The sequence below is a fragment of the Micromonospora pisi genome (genome assembly GCF_003633685.1).
GTDB classification, from domain to species: Bacteria; Actinomycetota; Actinomycetes; order Mycobacteriales; family Micromonosporaceae; genus Micromonospora_G; species Micromonospora_G pisi.
On the sequence record NZ_RBKT01000001.1, the window covers coordinates 5,202,650 to 5,219,712 of the forward strand.

Sequence of the window (17,063 nt, forward strand, 5' to 3'; positions counted from 1 at the left end):
CGTCGCGCCCAGGCGCGTCGCGAACCCGGTCGCCGAGTGCGGCGGGCGCTAGGGTGAGCCTTCGCTGGCGATCTCCCGCGCCCACGGAAGCAGCAGGCGTTCGGCGGCGGCGGTGAGATAGAAGAGGCTGATGCCGAGCAGTGCGAGCAGGCCGATGGCGGCGAAGGCCAGTGGCGTGTCCGCCGACTGTCCGGTCAGTACGATGACCGCGCCCAGGCCCGAGTTCGGGCTCTGGATCTCTGCCACCACAGCGCCGATCACGGCGAGCGAGATGGCGAGTTTCAGGCCCACGAAGACCTGCGGCAGCGCCCACGGCACCCGGATCTTGGCGTAGCTCTGCCAGCGGGAGGCGCTCAGTGAGCGGGACAGTTCGCCGAGTTCGGCTGGGGTCGAGGTGAGCCCGGCCATGGTGGAGACCACCACCGGGAAGAACGCGATCAGCGCCACCAGGGCGATCTTCGGGCGGGGCCCGTACCCCATCCAGAGGACCAGCAGCGGGCCGACCGCGACCTTCGGGACCGCGTTGAAGGCCACGATCATCGGCAGTGTGGCCCGTTCGATGGTTGGCGACGCGGCCAGCAGCAGCGCCACGACCAAACCGGCGCCGGCCGCGATGGCGAAGCCGGCGAGCGTCTCCCAGAGCGTTACCCAGGTCGCTTCGAGCAGGTAGGCGGGCTCCCGGCGGAACGCGTCGAGCACGTCCGGCGGTGCCGGCAGGAAGAACGGCCGGATGGCGAAGACGATGGTCACGAGCCACCAGACGGTGATGGTGCCGGCCGCGCCGAGCAGCGGAAGCCCAAGTGCCGACCAGTGCCCCCGGCTCGTCATGCGGTCGGTCAGGGCTTCGGTACGAGGTCGAAGTCGACCACGGAGTCGGGGCTCAGCCCGCCGGGGATGAGCCCGGCCTGTTCGAGTACGCCGATGCTCCGGGCGGCGCGCTGGCGGTCGATCACCCCGATCGTCGCGCCGGCGGCGGGCCGGACGTACGGGGTCATCAGCGTGATCTCCGTGGCGGCGCCCCGGACGTTGACGGCCGGGTTGTGCTTCTTCATGATTTCGGCCGCCTCCTCGGGGTGGTCGAGGGTGTACGCCAGGCCGCGCAGTGCCGCGTCCCGGAACCGGCGGACCATCTCGGGCTTCTCCTCGGCGAGCCCGGCGGTGGTGGTGAGTCCGGTGCCGAGCAGGTCCGGCAGGTGGTCGCGGAACGGGAACACGACCATCTTCTTCCCGGTGACGGTCTCGACGGTGCCCCTGGTGATGATGAAGGTGCTCAGCACGTCGACCTGGTTGCCGGCGAGCAGGCCGGCGAGTTGCGGCGGCTGGCTGTTGACGACGTCGAGGCTGCCGGCGTCGAAGCCGGCGAGTTTGCCGTACGCGGGCAGCAGGGTCTGGGTGATCGAGCCGGTGGCCGCCCCGACCCGTTTTCCGGTGAGGTCGGTGGCGGCGGTGATGCCGGAATCCTCGGGGGCGAAGATGGCGACCAGGGTGTCCTGGTGCACGGCGGTGATCACGCGGAGGTCGGTGAAGGTGCCGGTCCCGGCCTGGATCATCAACTGGGTGACGTCGCTGTAGGTGAACTGGGCCCGACCGGAGGCGAGCGCCTGGTTGTTGGTGGCCGGTGCGCCGAGTTGGACCGTCACGTCGAGTCCGGCCGAGGCGAAGAAGCCCTTCTCGCGGGCGACCCAGGCGAAGGCGTCGTGCCCGCCGGTGCCGAAGCCGGTGAGGTACGTGACCCGGTCCGGGGCGCTGTTCGGGTCGCCGGCCTGCGGCTCCGGGCTTCCGGTGCAGCCGGCGGCGACGAGTGTCGTGGCGGCCAGTAGGGCAGCGGCCAGAATGCGCGATCGTCCCGTTTTTCGCATGTCTCCCCCGCGAGCGATCCGCCGATCATGCATAGACGTTCTTCGCTGAGGATAGCGATCGGTGGCAGGCTGCGGAACCATTGGTGGCGGACGATGTCGGTAATGGGGGCGCTTGCCGGGTCCCTCGCTCAGTCGACCGGTAGTCGGTAGCCGCGTTTCACCACGGTCTGCACCACGCCCGGCGTACGCAGTGCTGCCCGGAGCCGGGCGACGGCCATCTCCACCGCGTGTTCGTCGGCGCCACGGGGGAGGGTGCGCAGCAGGTCGGCGCGGGAGAGGACCCGTCCCGGGGTGGCGGCCAGGGCCCGCAGCACCGCCATCGGGGCCGGCGCCAGGGGGCGCAGCTCGCCGTCGAGCACCGCCGCGTGACCGCGCAGGGTGAGCAGGTGGTCGGCGACCTTGACGTGCACCGCCCGGCGGGGAAGCTCGTCCACGATGGTGCGGACCAGGGCGCCGAGTCGGGCCCGGGTCGGGGCGAGCACCGGTACGCCGTGCCGGCGCAGCGGCGCGGCGGTCACCGGGCCGACGCAGGCGGCCATGACGTCCGCCCGGAGCGCCTCCAGGACGGCGTCGCCGCTGTTGCCGGCGGCGCGTAACAGGGCGCCGGCGGCCGGTGCGGAGGTGAAGGTGACCGCGTCCACCAACCGGCCGGTGATCAGGTCGACCAGCCGGTGCAGCGGGGCCGGGTCGGTCGGTGGGGCCCAGCGGTAGACCGGCACCTCGATCACGGTGGCTCCGGCGTCCTCCAGGGCACTGGTGCACTCCGGTTGCCGTTCCCCGTGCAGTTGCATGGCGATCACCCGGCCCGAGACGCCGCGTCGGCACAGGTGGTCGATCACCTCGTCGCAGCTCTCCGAGAGCGGCGACCACTCGTCGTGCAGGCCGGCGGCCCGGATCGCACCACGTGCCTTCGGCCCCCGGGCCACGATGTACGCCTCCGAGAGCACCGAGCGCAGCGGCTCGGCCAGCCCCCAGCCCTCGGCCGCCTCCAGCCAGCCGCGCATGCCGATGCCGGTGTTCGCCATCACCACGTCGGGTGGGTTGTCGAGGCAGGCGCGGGTGGCCGCGCGGAGTTCGGAGTCGTCGGCCAGTGGCACGATCCGCAGCGCGGGGGCGAGCACCACCCGGGCGCCACGCCGTTCCAGCAGCGCGGCGAGCTCGTCACGTCGCCGGTCGGCGGTCACGCCGATGGTGTAACCGGCCAGCTCGTCGGACATCAGTTCTCCCGCCGGGTGCCGACCTCGATGACGTTGTCCCGGCAGCGGATGCGGTAGGTGGGCAGGGCCACCCCGGGCTCGTCGAGGCACTCGCCGGTACGCAGGTCGTACACCTGCTTGTGCAGTGGGGACGCGACCGTGGGGGTGCTGCCCCGGCTGCCGACGATGCCACGCGACATGACGTACGCGCCGCCGATCGGGTCGCGGTTGCCGATCGCGAAGAGCTGCCCGTCGTGGGTCCGGAAGACGGCCACCTGCTCGTCGCCGACGAGCGCGGCGACGCCCCGCTCCGGCTCCACCCTCGGGTACGCGCAGACCGCCGTCCACTCCCGCGTACCGCCGTGGCCCTCACTCATCGCAGCACCCCATCGCTCGTGGTCGGCAGGCCCGTACGGCCGGTCGTCGGCAGGCCGAGCACCACCGGTTGACGCCTGGTGGTCGACGGGACCGGTTGGCCCCGTTCCACCTCGAAACTGATCGAGGGGTCGGGTGTGTCCGGCGCGTTGACGAAGGAGGTGAACCGGCGCAGTCGCTCCGGGTCGTCGAGGGTGGCCCGCCACTCGTCGGCGTAGTCGGCCACGTGCCGGGCCATCGCCGCGTCGAGTTCCGCGCAGAGCCCGAGACTGTCGTCGACGATGACCGACCGGAGGTGCTCCAGGCCGCCGTCCATCGCCTCCAGCCAACCGGCGGTGCGTTGCAACCGGTCGGCGGTGCGGATGTAGAACATCAGGTACCGGTCGAGGTAGCGGACCAGTTCCTCGGTGGTGAGGTCGGTGGCGAAGAGTTCCGCGTGCCGGGGCCGGAACCCGCCGTTGCCGCCGAGGTAGAGGTTCCAGCCCTGGTCGGTGGCGATGATGCCGAAGTCCTTGCTGCGTGCCTCGGCGCACTCGCGGGCGCAGCCGGAGACCGCGGACTTGAGCTTGTGGGGCGCGCGCAGCCCCCGGTAACGCAGTTCGAGGGCGATCGCCAGCCCGACCGAGTCCTGTACCCCGTACCGGCACCAGGTGGAGCCGACGCAGGACTTCACCGTACGCAGCGCCTTGCCGTAGGCATGGCCGGACTCGAAGCCGGCGTCGACCAGTCGCCGCCAGATGCGTGGCAGCTGCTCGACCCGGGCGCCGAACAGGTCGATCCGCTGCCCTCCGGTGATCTTCGTGTAGAGGTTGAAGTCCCGCGCCACCTCGCCGATCACGATCAGCTTCTCCGGGGTTATCTCACCGCCGGGGATCCGGGGCACCACCGAATAGGTCCCGTCGCGCTGGATGTTGGCCAGGAAGTGGTCGTTGGTGTCCTGGAGCGCCGCCTGCTCCCCGTCGAGCACGTAACCACTGCCGAGCGAGGCGAGGATCGAGGCGACCACCGGCTTGCAGATGTCGCAGCCACGTCCCCGGCCGTGCTCCGCGACGAGCTGGGAGAAGGTCCGGATGCCACGGACCCGGACCAGGTCGAAGAGCTCCTGTCGGCTCTGGTCGAAGTGTTCGCAGAGCGCCTTGGACAGCCGTACGCCGGAGACGGCGAGCAGCTGCTTGAGCATCGGTACGCAGGAGCCACAGCTCGTACCGGCGCGGGTGCACGCCTTCAGCCCCGGTACGTCGGCACAGCCGTCGCCGATCGCGGCCACGATCTGGTCCTTGGTCACCGCGTTGCAGGAGCAGACCTGCGCACCACCGGGAAGGGCACCGATGCCGGCTCCCGCGCCACCACCGTCGCCGGCCGGGGCGAGCAGTGCCAGTGGGGGACCGGGCAGCGGACCACCGACACTGGCCCGCAGCGTCGGGTAGGCCGAGGCGTCACCGACCAGCACCCCGCCGAGCAGGGTTCGGGCGTCGTCGGAGAGGACCAGCTTGGCGTAGCTGCGGGTGGCCGGGTCGGTCCAGGTGACGTCGAGGCTGCCGGGGGTGGTGCCGTGCGCGTCACCGAACGACGCCACGTCGACCCCGAGCAGCTTGAGCTTGGTGGCGGTGTCCGCGCCGGGGAAGGTGGCCGTACCGCCGAGCAGTTGGTCGGCGACCACCTCGGCCATCGCGTACCCGGGGGCGACCAGGCCGTAGCAGACACCGTCGACCGCGGCGCATTCACCGATCGCCCAGATCCGTGCGTCGTCGCTGCGGCAGTTCTGGTCCACCTGGACGCCGCCGCGCGCGCCGATGGCGAGCCCGGCGTCGCGGGCCAGTTCGTCGCGGGGCCGGATGCCGGCGGCGACCACCACCAGGTCGGTGGTGACCGTCTCGCCGGAGCCGAGCACCAGTTCGCCCACGCCGCCGTCGGGTCCGGGGCGGATCGCGGTGGTGGCGGTGCCGAGGTGCAGTTCGACCCCGAGGTCGTCGACGTAGCGGCGGAGCATGGCACCGCCGGCCTCGTCCACCTGCACCGGCATCAGCCGGGGCGCGAACTCCACCAGGTGGGTGTCGAGCCCGAGCAGCCGCAGCGCGTTCACCGCCTCCAGGCCCAGCAGGCCGCCACCGATCACCGTGCCGACCCGCCGGCCTCGGGCGTGGTCGCGGATCGCGTCCAGGTCGTCCAGGGTGCGGTAGACGAAGACCCCGTGCCGCAGCCCGCCGGCACCGTCCGGCCCGGTGGCGCCGTCGATCGGCGGCACGAACGGGTACGACCCGGTCGCCAGCACCAGGGCGTCGTACGGGTACTCGCCCGTCTCGGTGCGTACCACCCGCCGATCGCGGTCGATCGCGAGCACCGGTTCGCCGAGCCGTTGGTCCACCCCCTCGTCCGGGGTGTGCAGGCTGAGTTCCTCGGCGCTGACCCCGTCCAGGTACGCCGAGAGCCGGACCCGGTCGTACGCCGGTCGGCTCTCCTCCGCGAGCACGGTGACCTGCCACCGTGCTCGACTGTCGCGGGTCCGCAGCGCCTCGACGAAGCGCTGGCCGACCATTCCGTTGCCGACGACGACAAGCCTGTTGCCGTTCACCCTGTCACCTCCGCGGAGTCGACCGTGGACAACCAGTTGACGATTCCCTCGACCGCGTCCCGGCAGCTTCCGCAGCCGGTGGTGGCCCGGGTCGCGGCGACCACCTCGGCCACCGAGCGGGCGCCCGCCCGCCAGCACCGGACCAGCGCCCCCTTGGGGACGGTGTTGCACTGGCAGACGGTGGCCGCGTCCGGCATCAGCGCCGGGGATTCGACCGGGGTGGCGGACTGGCCGCCGAGCGCCCGGCCGAGCAGCAGCGACCGGCGGTCGCTCGGCACCGGTGTGCCCCGGTCGAAGAGCTGGATGACGGTGCCGACGGCCGGGTTGTCGCCGAGCATGATCGCCCCGGTGAGTCGTTCGTGGACGATCCGGAGCCGGGCGTACGTGCCCCGGGCCGGGTCGGTGAAGCTCAGCTCCTCCACCGCCGGTTGGGCGGCGTCGGTGGGGGTCAGGTCTCCCATCGCGGCGAGGTCGATGCCGGCCGCCTTGAGCCGGGTCACCGGTGCCTGTGGCCGGTACCGGGCCTGCGGGTCGTCGCCGGTCAGCACCTGGGCCAGCACCCGGGCCTGTGCCCAGGCGGGGGCGACCAGCCCGGTGAGCTGCCCCTCGTGCTGGGCACAGTCGCCGATCGCCCAGATGCGCGGGTCGCTGGTGCGCAGCCGGTCGTCGACCACGATGCCGCGTTCCACCACCAGCCCGGCGGCCCGGGCCAGCCCGGTCTCCGGTCGTACGCCGCAGGCCAGCACCAGCAGGTCGGCGGTGAGCCGATCGCCGGTGGCGAGGGTGAGGGTGACCCGGTCGGGTTCGGCGTCGACCGCGGTCGCGCTGGTGTCGAGGTGGCTGGTGACGCCGAGCCCGGCGAGGGTCCGGGCGAGCACCGCGCCGGCGGCCGGGTCGAGTTGGCGTTCCATCAGGTGCCCGACCGGGTGCACCACCCGTACGTCGAGGCCGCGGGCGGCGAGGCCACGGGCGGCTTCGAGGCCGAGCAGGCCGCCGCCGAGGACCAGTGCGGTCCGCGCGCCGGTGGCGGCGTCGACGATCCGCCGGCAGTCGTCGAGGGTACGGAAGGCGACCACCCGCCGCGGCAGCCGTTCCGGGTCGGGTGTGGTCTGTCGGTCGGGTACGAGTCCGGGCAGCGGCGGTACCAGGGCTCGGCTGCCGGTGGCGAGCACGAGGTGGTCGTACTCGATGATGTCCTGCCGGTCGGTGGTGACCGTCGCGGCGGCCGGGTCGACGGCGGTGACCGCGACCCCGGGCCGGATGTCCACCCCGTGTCCGGCGGCTTCGGTGAGCTCCACCTGCGTCTCGTCGATCTTGCCGGCGAGCAGGTTCGACAGCATGATCCGGTTGTACGCCCGGTGCGGTTCGGCCCCGAGCACCACGATCTTCCGGTCCCCGTCCCGGGCCCGCAGCTCGCTCGCCAGCCGGGAGCCGGCCATGCCGTAGCCCACGATCACCACCCGGCCGGTCATGCCCGCTCCACTCGTACCGCGCAGATCTTGAATTCGGGCATCCTGGACGTCGGGTCGAGCGCGTCGTTGGTCAGCGAGTTGGCCCTGGCCGCCCCGGCCCAGTGGAAGGGGGCGAAGACGGTGTCGGCCCGGATCGTGTCGCTGAGTCGGGCCGGTGCCCGCATCTCGCCCCGGCGGCTGCTGATCCGCACCTCGTCGCCGTCGACCACGCCGAGCCGTTGGGCCAGGTCCGGGTGGAGTTCGAGGAAGGCGTTCGGCGCGGCGGTGCGCAGCGGCGCGATCCGGCGGGTCTGCGCGCCGGACTGGTACTGGGCGAGCACCCGTCCGGTGGTCAGGTAGAGCGGGTAGTCCGGGCAGACCTCCTCGGCGGCCGGCCGGTGCTCCACCGGCACGAACCGGGCCCGTCCGTCCAGAGTGGGGAAGGTCGCGGTGAACAGTCGCGGGGTGTCCGGGCGCTCCGGCGCCGGACAGGGCCAGAAGAGGCCGTTCTCGGCGTCGATCCGCTCCCAGGTCACCCCGGCGTAGTCGGCGATCCCGCCGGCCGACGCCCGCCGCAGTTCGTCGAAGACCAGCCGGGGGTCGTCCGGAAACCTCGGCCCGTCGGCGTCGGCGTCGGCGTCGACCGGGCGGGTGGCACCGAGCCGGCGGGCCAGTTCGGCGATGACGGCCAGGTCGGTGCGGACACCGGTTGGCGGTGGGCGCAGTGCCCGTCGCCGGAGCACCCGGCCCTCCAGGTTCGTCATCGTGCCGTCCTCCTCCGCCCACTGCGCGGTCGGCAGCACCACGTCGGCCATCGCCGCCGTCTCGGAGAGGACGAAGTCGGCGACCACCAGCAGGTCCAGATCGGCCAGACGGCGCTGGATCCGACCCGCCCGGGGCGCGGAGACGACCGGGTTCGAGCCGAAGACCAGCAGCGCCCGTGGGCCTTCCGGCGAGCCGATCGAGTCGAGCAGCTCGTACGCGGACAGGCCGGGACCGGGCAGGTCGTCCGGGCGTACGCCCCAGACACCGGCGACGTGCGCGCGGGCCGCCGGGTCGTCGATCCGCCGGTAGCCGGGGAGCTGGTCGGCCTTCTGCCCGTGTTCGCGTCCGCCCTGGCCGTTGCCCTGTCCGGTCAGGCAGCCGTAACCGGAGCCGGGTCGACCGGGCAGGCCGAGAGCGAGGGCGAGGTTGATGAAGGCGGTGACCGTGTCGACGCCCTTGGTGTGCTGCTCGGCGCCACGGGCGGTCAGGATGATGGCCGTACCGGCGGTGCCCAGTGCCCGCGCCGCCGCCTCCAGGTCCGCTACCGGTACGCCGGAGAGCCGCTCGACCTGGGCCGGCCAGTAGCCCGCGACACTCCGGCGTACGGCGTCGAAACCGGCGGTCCGGTCCTCGACGTACTCCCGGTCGATCCAGCCTTCGGCGAGCGCTATGTGCAGCAGTGCGTTGGCCACCGCCAGGTCGGTGCCGGGCATCGGTTGCAGGTGCAGGGTGGCCTGCCGTGCCGTGGCGGTGGCCCGTGGGTCGATCACGATCAGGGTGCCGCCGCGCTGCTTCTGTTCGACCAGGTAGCGCACCAGCGGCGGCATGGTCTCGGCGACGTTCGCCCCGACCAGCAGCAGGGTGTCCGCGCGGGCCAGGTCGGCCAGCGGGAACGGGAGTCCCCGGTCGACGCCGAAGGCTCGGTTGCCCGCGGCGGCGGCCGAGGACATGCAGAACCGGCCGTTGTAGTCGATCTGACGGGTACGGAGCGCCACCCGGGCGAACTTGCCCAGCGCGTACGCCTTCTCGTTGGTGAGTCCGCCACCGCCGAAGACGGCGACGCTGTCCCGGCCGTGCGCCGCCTGGAGCGCGGTGACGCTGTCGGTCACCCGGTCCAGTGCCTCGTCCCAGCTCGCCGGTCGCAGTTGCCCGGTGGGTCGGTCGCGGACGAGCGGGGTGGTCAGCCGGTCGGGGTGGTCGAGTAGTTCGGCGGCGGTCCAGCCCTTCTGGCAGAGCCCGCCCCGGTTGGTGGGGAACTGCCGGGGCCGGACCTCGACTCGTTCGGGCGTGGCGCGGAGCGTCATCCCGCACTGCAACGCGCAGTACGGGCAGTGCGTGTCGACCTCTGCCACCGAGGTGAGGGGGGCCGTACCGGGCCGTGGCGCATCGGCGTGCGTCTCGCTCCGCGCAAGGTCCGTCATGTCGGAAGCGTGGACGGGGGTGGTTTCGCCGCCGGGTCTCCTTTGTTTCGTGCCTGCTAAGAGGCGCTCACAGTGCGTGGGAGCAGAGGGTTACCCGACGGGGCCTATAATCTGGGAAAGTCGTCTCATAATCCGGGAGTACGGATGAGTGTGGTGCAGCTGTTCGAAGCTGCCGCCGGCACCTACGACCAGGCGCGACGCCGGCTCGTGCCGTGCTTCGACGACTTCTACGGCACAGCGGTCGAGGTGGCCTCACCAGCACTGCGGGCGGCGCTGGCCGACGGCCGTACGCCCGAGGTGCTCGACCTGGGCGCCGGCACCGGGCTGCTCTCGTCCCTGATCGGCGCGGCCGTACCCGGTGCCCGGCTGACCCTGCTCGACGCCGCGCCCGCGATGCTCGCGGTGGCCGCCGGACACCTCACCGCCCAGGGAGTGCCGCACCGGATCGAGGTGGCCGACCTGACCGCGCCGCTACCCGGTGGGCGCTACGACGCCGTGGTGTCCGCGCTCGCCATCCACCACCTCGACGACGACGGCAAACGCGCCCTCTACCGGCGGATAGCCGAGGTGCTCCGGCCCGGCGGCGTCTTCGTCAACGCCGAACAGGTGGCCGGCCCGACCCCCGAACTCGACCGGCGGTACCAGCGGGTGTGGCTGGACCAGATCACCGCGCTCGGCTCGGACGAGGCGGAGATCGAGGCCGCCCGGCAACGGATGTCGTACGACCGTCCGGCGCCGGTCGGGGCCCAGTGCGACTGGCTCGGCGCGGCGGGGCTCATCGACGTCGACTGCTTCTTCAAGGCATGGCGTTTCGCCGTCTTCGGCGGACGACGACCGGAGAACTGAACCCGGCGCGCTCCCGGTCCTCCGGTGCCCGCTCCCGACCTTCGTGGCGAACTTCTCACCGGGGCGTGCCGGCGATGGTGCGGGGAAGGTTGCGGCGCGGACTCATCACACGAACGGCTCGGAAATCGACCGTCCCTAGCGTCGATCTCGTCACCGAACGAGAGGAGCCGGCCGTGAGCAGAGCCGCGAGCACCGCAGATGCCGCAGAGGTCCCGCCGGTCATGCCGGTTTTGCCGGCTCCGGCGACCCGGGATCCGTCACCGGGCGGTCCGGATGTCACCACCACCACCGGCGGCCGGCGGCACCGGATCGAGGACTGGCGCCCGGAGGATCCGACCTTCTGGCGCACCACGGGTGCCGCGATCGCCCGCCGCAACCTGATCTTCTCGGTCCTCTCCGAGCACATCGGCTTCTCGGTCTGGAGCCTCTGGTCGGTGCTGGTGCTCTTCCTCGGCCCCGAGTACGGCATCGACCCAGCCGGGAAATTCCTGCTCACGGCCGTACCGACGGCGCTCGGGGCGGTGCTGCGGCTGCCGTACACCTTCGCGGTCGGGGTCTTCGGGGGACGGAACTGGACCGTGATCAGCGCGGCCCTGCTGCTCCTGCCCACCATTCCGATGGCGATCCTGATCGAGCCGGGCGTCTCCTACCAGACGCTGATGATCCTCGCCTGCCTCGCCGGGGTCGGCGGCGGCAACTTCGCCTCGTCGATGGCGAACATCAACCAGTTCTACCCGGACCGGCACAAGGGCTGGGCGCTGGGCCTCAACGCGGGCGGCGGCAACCTCGGCGTACCGGCGGTGCAGTTGGTCGGCCTGCTGGTGCTGGCGACGGCCGGCGCGGCGTACCCCCGGTTGGTCCCGGCGGTCTACCTGCCGCTGATCGTGCTGGCCGCGCTGCTCGCGGCACGCCACATGGACAACATCTCGCCGGTGGCGGCGGGAGGGGGCGGGTCGACCGGGGTGCCGAGCGAGCGGGGGGCGATGCGGGAGGTGGCCCGGGACCCGCACACCTGGATCATGTCCTTCCTCTATATCGGGACATTCGGCTCGTTCATCGGGTTCGGGTTCGCCTTCGGGCAGGTGCTCCAGGTCCAGTTCGGCGATCGGTTCGCCACCCCGCTCGACGCGGCGTACCTCACCTTCCTCGGGCCACTGGTGGGATCGCTGATCCGACCGTTCGGCGGCTACCTCGCCGACCGGCTGGGCGGGGCCCGGGTGACCTGCTGGAACTTCGTCGCGATGGCGGTCGGCGCCAGTGTGGTGCTGTACGCCTCGGGTAGGGGATCGCTGCCGCTCTACCTGGTGGGGTTCACCTCGCTCTTCGTCTTCTCCGGGATCGGCAACGGGTCGACGTACAAGATGATCCCGGCGATCTTCCGCGCCCGGATCCGGAACGCGGCTGGTGCCGATCCGGCGCCGGGTGGGGAGCTGGTGCGCCGGGCGGCGCGGCTGGCGGGGGCGTTGATCGGGATCGCCGGGGCGGTCGGGGCCTTCGGGGGAGTGCTGGTCAACATCGCCTTCCGTCAGTCGTTCCTGGCCTACCGGTCGGCGGATGCCGCGTACGTCAGCTTCATCTGCTGCTACCTGCTCTGCGTCCTGGTCACCTGGGCGGTCTACCTCCGCCCGTCACCCCGTCGCCTGTCCGGCGTCTGAGGCGCCGTACCGGGTGGCGGTGACGGGTGGGCGAGACGGGTGTGATTGGCTTAGGGGGCGCGATCAGCTGCGGCTGGTGATCGAGTGGCCGGCTTGCCGCCTGGTCCGGGCCGACGGGCGGGGCGGGTGACCAGCGGTGACCCGAGGCCCCGTTTTGACCGCGTGCGGGCCGGAAGAGTAACATCGCCTGCTGTTGTGTGACAGCCGAGGGCGTGCCCCATCAGGTACGCTTGGTCGTTCGTGCGCGCCTGGTTTCCGGTGCGTGACCCCAGACCGACGACGAGACAAGGTAGACCTGTGCGTACGTACAGCCCGAAGCCGGGTGAGATCGAGCGTCAGTGGCACGTAATCGACGCCGCTGATGTCGTGCTGGGCCGTCTGGCCACCCACGCCGCCACGTTGCTGCGTGGCAAGCACAAGCCGACTTTCGCGCCGCACGTCGACACCGGTGACTTCGTCGTCATCGTGAACGCGGGCAAGGTTGCGCTGACCGGCAACAAGCGGCAGACCAAGATCGCTTACCGCCACTCCGGATACCCGGGCGGCCTCAAGCAGGTCCGCTACGAGGAGCTGCTGGAGAAGCGCCCCGAGCAGGCCATCGAGCTGGCCGTCAAGGGCATGCTCCCGCACAACAAGCTCGGCCGGCAGCTGATCAAGAAGCTGAAGGTCTACCCCGGGGCTGAGCACCCGCACACTGCGCAGGCGCCGGTGCCGTTCGAGATCAAGCAGATCGCGCAGTGAGCGCGGACGAAGGAATCAGCATGACCGATACGTTTGAGGCTGAGGCCACCCCGGTCGCCGAGACCGGAATCGAGACCGAGACCGAGGTCGAGGCTCCGGCCGCCCCGGTCGTCCGCACCCTCCGTGGTGACCGGCCGATCCAGACCGTTGGCCGCCGCAAGGAGGCCATCGTCCGGGTTCGCATCGTCCCCGGCAGCGGCAAGATCACCTGCAACGGCCGTGAGCTCGAGGCCTACTTCCCGAGCAAGGTGCACCAGCAGCTCATCAAGGAGCCGCTGGTGACCGCCGAGAAGGCCGAGATGTTCGACGTGATCGCGAACCTCCGTGGCGGCGGCACCACCGGCCAGGCCGGCGCGCTGCGCCTCGGCATCGCCCGTGCGCTGATCGTGAACGAGCCGGACGACCGTCCCGCGCTCAAGAAGGCCGGCTTCCTCACCCGGGACGCCCGGGTCAAGGAAAGCAAGAAGTACGGTCTCAAGAAGGCCCGTAAGGCGCCTCAGTACTCGAAGCGCTAATCAGCCTCACCCCCTTGCACGTCTGACGGACGGCCGGGTCCGCCTCCCCCTCGCGTGGTGGCGGTCCCGGCCATTCGCTTTTCCAGTGGTCTGCTCCCCGGAGGTACTCGCGCATGGGCCGGTTGTTCGGCACGGATGGCGTACGTGGACGTGCGAACGCCGACCTGACCCCCGAGTTGGCGCTCGCGGTCGCGGTCGGGGCAGCGCACACCCTGGCCGAGTCCGATCTTGGTCACCGGCCGTTGGCCGTGGTGGGCCGGGACACCCGGGCCAGCGGCGAGATGCTGGAGGCGGCCGTGGTGGCCGGCCTCGCCAGCGCCGGGGCGAACGTGGTCCGGGTCGGGGTACTCCCCACACCGGCGGTCGCGTACCTGGTCGGTGAGGCCAAGGCGGACCTGGGTGTGATGCTCTCCGCCTCGCACAACCCGATGCCGGACAACGGGATCAAGCTCTTCGCGGCCGGCGGACACAAGCTCCCCGACGAGGCCGAACTGAAGATCGAGGCGGCCATCGAGCTGAACGGCTCGGCCGACTGGCACCGCCCCACCGGCGCCGACATCGGGCGGGTGCACGACCTGCTCGACGGCGCCGACCACTACATCCAGCACCTCGTCGGCAGCATCTCCCACCCGCTCGACGGACTCAAGGTAGTGGTGGACTGCGCCAACGGCGCCGCCTCCGACCTGGCGCCGGTGGCGTACCGGGAGGCCGGTGCCGAGGTGATCGCGATCCACGCCGAGCCGGACGGGATCAACATCAACGACGACTGCGGCTCGAACCACCTGGCCAACCTCCAGGCCGCCGTGGTCGAGCACGGGGCGGACCTCGGCATCGCGCACGACGGCGACGCCGACCGGTGCATCGCGGTCACCGCCGACGGTCAGGAGATCGACGGCGACCAGGTCATGGCCATTCTCGCGGTGGCCATGCGCGACGCCGGGACGCTCACCCAGGACACCCTGGTCGCCACCGTGATGAGCAACCTCGGTCTGCGCATCGCCATGTCCCAGCAGGGCATCCGGCTGATCGAAACCAAGGTCGGCGACCGGTACGTCCTGGAGGAGCTGCGCGCCTCCGGCCTCGCCCTCGGCGGCGAGCAGAGCGGGCACATCGTGCTTCCCGAGTTCGCCACCACCGGCGACGGGCTGCTCACCGCCCTCCAGCTCATGTCGCGGATGGCGGAGACCAAGCGCTCCCTCGCCGACCTGGCGTCGGTGATGACGAAGCTGCCGCAGGTGCTGATCAACGTTCCGGTCGAGGACCGCACCGTGGGCGCCGGGGCGTCGTCCGTACTCGCCGCGACCGAGCGGGCCGAGGCGGAGCTGGGCGAAACCGGTCGGGTGCTGCTCCGGCCGTCCGGCACCGAACCGCTGGTCCGGGTGATGGTCGAGGCCGCCACCCAGGAGGTCGCGCAGGCGGTCGCCGAGCGGATCGCGGCCGAGGTACGCCTCGCCAGCCCGGTCGCCGTCGCCTAGCCCCGCACCAGTCGGGTCCCCGACCGGTCCGGTCGGGGTCAGCGGAGCGTACGGAGCCGGCTCACCGCCTCGGTGAGCACCTCGGGGCGCTTGCAGAAGGCGAATCGGACCAGCCGACGCCCGGCGTCGACGTCGTCGTAGAAAACCTGGCTCGGGATCGCCACCACCCCGCACCGTTCGGGCAGCGTACGGCAGAACTCGATCCCGTCCCGGCCACCGAGCGCGCTGATGTCGGTGGTCACGAAGTACGTACCCTCCGCCGCCAGCACGTCGAACCCGGCGTCGGCGAGCCCTGCGCTGAGCTGGTCGCGCCGGGCCTGGTGGGCGGCCCGGAAGTTGTCGAAGTAGCTGTCCGGCAGGGCCAGCGCCACCGCGACCGCCGGTTGGAGCGGGGCACCGTTGACGAAGGTCAGGAACTGCTTGACCCGCTGCACCGCGGAGACCAGCGCGGCGGGGCCGCTGGCCCAGCCGACCTTCCAACCGGTGCAGGAGAAGGTCTTGCCCGCCGACGAGACCCGCAGCGTCCGTTCCGCCATCCCGGGCAGCCCGGCCAGGGGGAGGTGCGGAGTCGCGGAGTCGGTGTAGACGAGATGCTCGTACACCTCGTCGGTGACCGCGTAGGTGTCGTACTCCTGGCAGAGTTCCGCGACCAGGGCCAGCTCGTCGGCGGTGAAGACCTTGCCGGTCGGGTTGTGCGGGGAGTTGAGCAGGACCAGCCGGGTGCGTGGTCCGAACGCGGCGCGCAGCTCGTCGGGGTCGAAGACGTACCGGCCGTCGGCCGCCGGGCGGAGCGTGACCGGCCGGCGGACCGCTCCGGCCAGGGCGATCGAGGCGGCGTACGAGTCGTAGTACGGCTCGAAGCAGACCACCTCGTCACCCGCTTCGCAGAGACCGAGCAGTGCGGCGGCGACGGCCTCGGTGGCGCCGGCAGTGACCACCACCTCACCGTCCGGGTCGTACGAGAGCCCCCAGAACCGGCGCTGGTGCTCGGCGACCGCCGCCCGTAGCGGCGCGATACCGGGCAGCGGCGGGTACTGGTTCTGTCCGGAACGCAGGGCGTCAGCGGCGGCGGCGAGCATCTCCGCCGGACCGTCGGTGTCCGGGAAACCCTGTCCGAGGTTGACCGCGCCGGTGCGTACCGCCAACGCCGACATCTCCGTGAAGATGGTGGTGCCGAAGGCACGCATCCGCTGCACCAGCGGATCGTGGGTGGTGGTGGTCATCCGGCCAGCCTAGGACCGGAAGCCGGTTCAGTCGATGGTCAGCGCGGCGCAGGTCGCGGTCGCGTACGCCCCGCTGGCCTGGTTGCTCACCACCTCCTCGCCGTCCACCGTGATCCGACAGGTGATCTCTCCCGGTTCGGTGCTGGCCCGGGTCGCGAGGACGGTCACCACCCCCGGATCGGGCATGGCGAACTCCACCTGCCACGGCAGGAAGGTGGTGTCGACCTGGCGGGGGAAGTTCGGGTACTCCAGATAGTTGATCTGGACCGGCTCGTCCCCGCTGACCTGGTACGTCACCCGGGTACCGGTGACCCCGGTCGGTCCGACGTCCGGCGGTTGGGCGGTGTCCGGCGCGAGCGGACCGCCGCCCTGCCCGCTCGGCAGCGGGGCGGACGCGGTGCGCCGGTCGTCCACGTCGCGTTGGTGGTGGACCAGAAGTGTCCCGGCCACCCCGACAACGCCACAGAGCAGCGCCGCGAGTACGGCAACGAGGCCAGCGCCGGCGCGTCGGCGTACGGGTTCGGGCGGGCCCGGCCAGGGCACCGGGGGAGTGGTCGGCGCAGCGGTGGCCTGGTGCTCGATCGGGGCGGGCAGGTAGGTCGGCGACGACGGCCGCGCCCACGGCGACAGCTCGGCCAGCGGTGCCGGAGTGGCCTCGGCGGCGCGGGAGGCTTCGGCGGCGGGATCGGCGGCGGGATCGGCGGCGGGATCGGTGGTGGGATCGGCGGCGGGATCGGTGGTGGGGGCGGGTTCGGTGGGCGGCTGCGGTGGTGCCGGTTCGGTCATCGGCTCGCTCCAGGGGCGTCGGTGGCGCCGGTTACGCGGGGCCCGCAGGGCCACTCTCACCGTCCCGGACAGCTGGACGGCCGGCAAGCGACTTGGCGACAACGAGCGATATTGGCCACACGGAGCGCCACGGGCGATACCTGGCGATACTGGCACCGGGATCGTGGCGTATTCCGGCACGCC

The 17,063-nt window shown here is 71.9% G+C and carries 14 protein-coding genes; 5 read left to right on the forward strand and 9 right to left on the reverse strand.

Translation table 11 applies throughout. The features are described 5' to 3' along the window. Window positions 1-48: 48 nt before the first annotated feature. The 7 genes from BDK92_RS22255 to BDK92_RS22285 form a co-directional block, all read right to left on the reverse strand. Window positions 49-828 carry an ABC transporter permease gene (locus BDK92_RS22255; protein WP_121158449.1) on the reverse strand — a complete coding sequence of 260 codons (780 nt, stop codon included), beginning with the start codon at window positions 826-828 and terminating at the stop codon, window positions 49-51. Between the two features lie 8 nt (window positions 829-836). Then, window positions 837-1,859 (reverse strand): ABC transporter substrate-binding protein, encoded by a 1,023-nt coding sequence (locus BDK92_RS22260; protein WP_121158450.1) that lies wholly within the window; start codon window positions 1,857-1,859, stop codon window positions 837-839. Between the two features lie 128 nt (window positions 1,860-1,987). Beyond that, complete coding sequence (locus tag BDK92_RS22265; protein ID WP_121158451.1) at window positions 1,988-3,076, reverse strand: uroporphyrinogen-III synthase; 1,089 nt, start codon at window positions 3,074-3,076, stop codon at window positions 1,988-1,990. Beyond that, a complete protein-coding gene (gene nirD, locus BDK92_RS22270) occupies window positions 3,076-3,432 on the reverse strand; it encodes a nitrite reductase small subunit NirD (protein ID WP_121158452.1) in 357 nt (118 codons plus the stop codon). Before nirD ends, BDK92_RS22265 begins: the two co-directional genes overlap by 1 nt. Beyond that, entirely contained in the window at window positions 3,429-6,002 is a 2,574-nt protein-coding gene (gene nirB / locus BDK92_RS22275; RefSeq protein ID WP_121158453.1) for a nitrite reductase large subunit NirB, read from the reverse strand. The genes nirD and nirB overlap by 4 nt, the downstream gene beginning before the upstream one ends. Beyond that, on the reverse strand, window positions 5,999-7,474 hold the full coding sequence (locus BDK92_RS22280; RefSeq protein WP_121158454.1) for an FAD-dependent oxidoreductase: 1,476 nt from the start codon (window positions 7,472-7,474) through the stop codon (window positions 5,999-6,001). The genes nirB and BDK92_RS22280 overlap by 4 nt, the downstream gene beginning before the upstream one ends. Beyond that, entirely contained in the window at window positions 7,471-9,639 is a 2,169-nt protein-coding gene (locus BDK92_RS22285; protein ID WP_121158455.1) for a molybdopterin oxidoreductase family protein, read from the reverse strand. The genes BDK92_RS22280 and BDK92_RS22285 overlap by 4 nt, the downstream gene beginning before the upstream one ends. A gap of 144 nt (window positions 9,640-9,783) precedes the next feature. Here BDK92_RS22285 and BDK92_RS22290 point away from each other — a divergent pair, with 144 nt between their 5' ends. The 5 genes from BDK92_RS22290 (at window position 9,784) to glmM (ending at window position 14,871) form a co-directional block, all read left to right on the forward strand. Next, the gene (locus BDK92_RS22290) at window positions 9,784-10,485 is read left to right on the forward strand and encodes a class I SAM-dependent methyltransferase (protein WP_121158456.1); all 702 of its coding nucleotides are present in this window, start codon (window positions 9,784-9,786) and stop codon (window positions 10,483-10,485) included. A gap of 173 nt (window positions 10,486-10,658) precedes the next feature. Continuing rightward, window positions 10,659-12,140 carry a nitrate/nitrite transporter gene (locus BDK92_RS22295; RefSeq protein ID WP_246017187.1) on the forward strand — a complete coding sequence of 494 codons (1,482 nt, stop codon included), beginning with the start codon at window positions 10,659-10,661 and terminating at the stop codon, window positions 12,138-12,140. Window positions 12,141-12,437: 297 nt separating this feature from the next. Further along, on the forward strand, window positions 12,438-12,881 hold the full coding sequence (gene rplM / locus BDK92_RS22300) for a 50S ribosomal protein L13 (RefSeq protein ID WP_121158458.1): 444 nt from the start codon (window positions 12,438-12,440) through the stop codon (window positions 12,879-12,881). Between the two features lie 20 nt (window positions 12,882-12,901). Beyond that, window positions 12,902-13,396: a 30S ribosomal protein S9 gene (gene rpsI / locus BDK92_RS22305; RefSeq protein WP_246017189.1), complete on the forward strand. Its 495-nt coding sequence runs from the start codon at window positions 12,902-12,904 to the stop codon at window positions 13,394-13,396. Window positions 13,397-13,509: 113 nt separating this feature from the next. Beyond that, window positions 13,510-14,871, forward strand: coding sequence for a phosphoglucosamine mutase (glmM, locus tag BDK92_RS22310; RefSeq protein WP_121158459.1), 1,362 nt, complete (start codon window positions 13,510-13,512; stop codon window positions 14,869-14,871). A 38-nt stretch (window positions 14,872-14,909) separates the two neighbouring features. Here the strand turns inward: glmM and BDK92_RS22315 are convergent, their stop codons facing one another. Then, window positions 14,910-16,094, reverse strand: a complete 1,185-nt coding sequence (locus BDK92_RS22315) for a pyridoxal phosphate-dependent aminotransferase (protein WP_121158460.1) — start codon at window positions 16,092-16,094, stop codon at window positions 14,910-14,912. A 27-nt stretch (window positions 16,095-16,121) separates the two neighbouring features. Next, window positions 16,122-16,880: an MmpS family transport accessory protein gene (locus tag BDK92_RS22320; RefSeq protein ID WP_121158461.1), complete on the reverse strand. Its 759-nt coding sequence runs from the start codon at window positions 16,878-16,880 to the stop codon at window positions 16,122-16,124. Window positions 16,881-17,063 lie beyond the last annotated feature (183 nt).

Excerpts from the sequence above, each read along its gene's own strand:
- glmM (WP_121158459.1), top strand. The coding sequence starts at position 13,510 with ATGGGCCGGTTGTTCGGCACGGATGGCGTACGTGGACGTGCGAACGCC.
- BDK92_RS22255 (WP_121158449.1), bottom strand. The coding sequence starts at position 828 with ATGACGAGCCGGGGGCACTGGTCGGCACTTGGGCTTCCGCTGCTCGGC.
- BDK92_RS22285 (WP_121158455.1), bottom strand. The coding sequence starts at position 9,639 with ATGACGGACCTTGCGCGGAGCGAGACGCACGCCGATGCGCCACGGCCC.
- BDK92_RS22280 (WP_121158454.1), bottom strand. The coding sequence starts at position 7,474 with ATGACCGGCCGGGTGGTGATCGTGGGCTACGGCATGGCCGGCTCCCGG.
- rpsI (WP_246017189.1), top strand. The coding sequence starts at position 12,902 with ATGACCGATACGTTTGAGGCTGAGGCCACCCCGGTCGCCGAGACCGGA.
- BDK92_RS22315 (WP_121158460.1), bottom strand. The coding sequence starts at position 16,094 with ATGACCACCACCACCCACGATCCGCTGGTGCAGCGGATGCGTGCCTTC.
- BDK92_RS22260 (WP_121158450.1), bottom strand. The coding sequence starts at position 1,859 with ATGCGAAAAACGGGACGATCGCGCATTCTGGCCGCTGCCCTACTGGCC.
- BDK92_RS22290 (WP_121158456.1), top strand. The coding sequence starts at position 9,784 with ATGAGTGTGGTGCAGCTGTTCGAAGCTGCCGCCGGCACCTACGACCAG.
- BDK92_RS22320 (WP_121158461.1), bottom strand. The coding sequence starts at position 16,880 with ATGACCGAACCGGCACCACCGCAGCCGCCCACCGAACCCGCCCCCACC.
- BDK92_RS22265 (WP_121158451.1), bottom strand. The coding sequence starts at position 3,076 with ATGTCCGACGAGCTGGCCGGTTACACCATCGGCGTGACCGCCGACCGG.
- nirD (WP_121158452.1), bottom strand. The coding sequence starts at position 3,432 with ATGAGTGAGGGCCACGGCGGTACGCGGGAGTGGACGGCGGTCTGCGCG.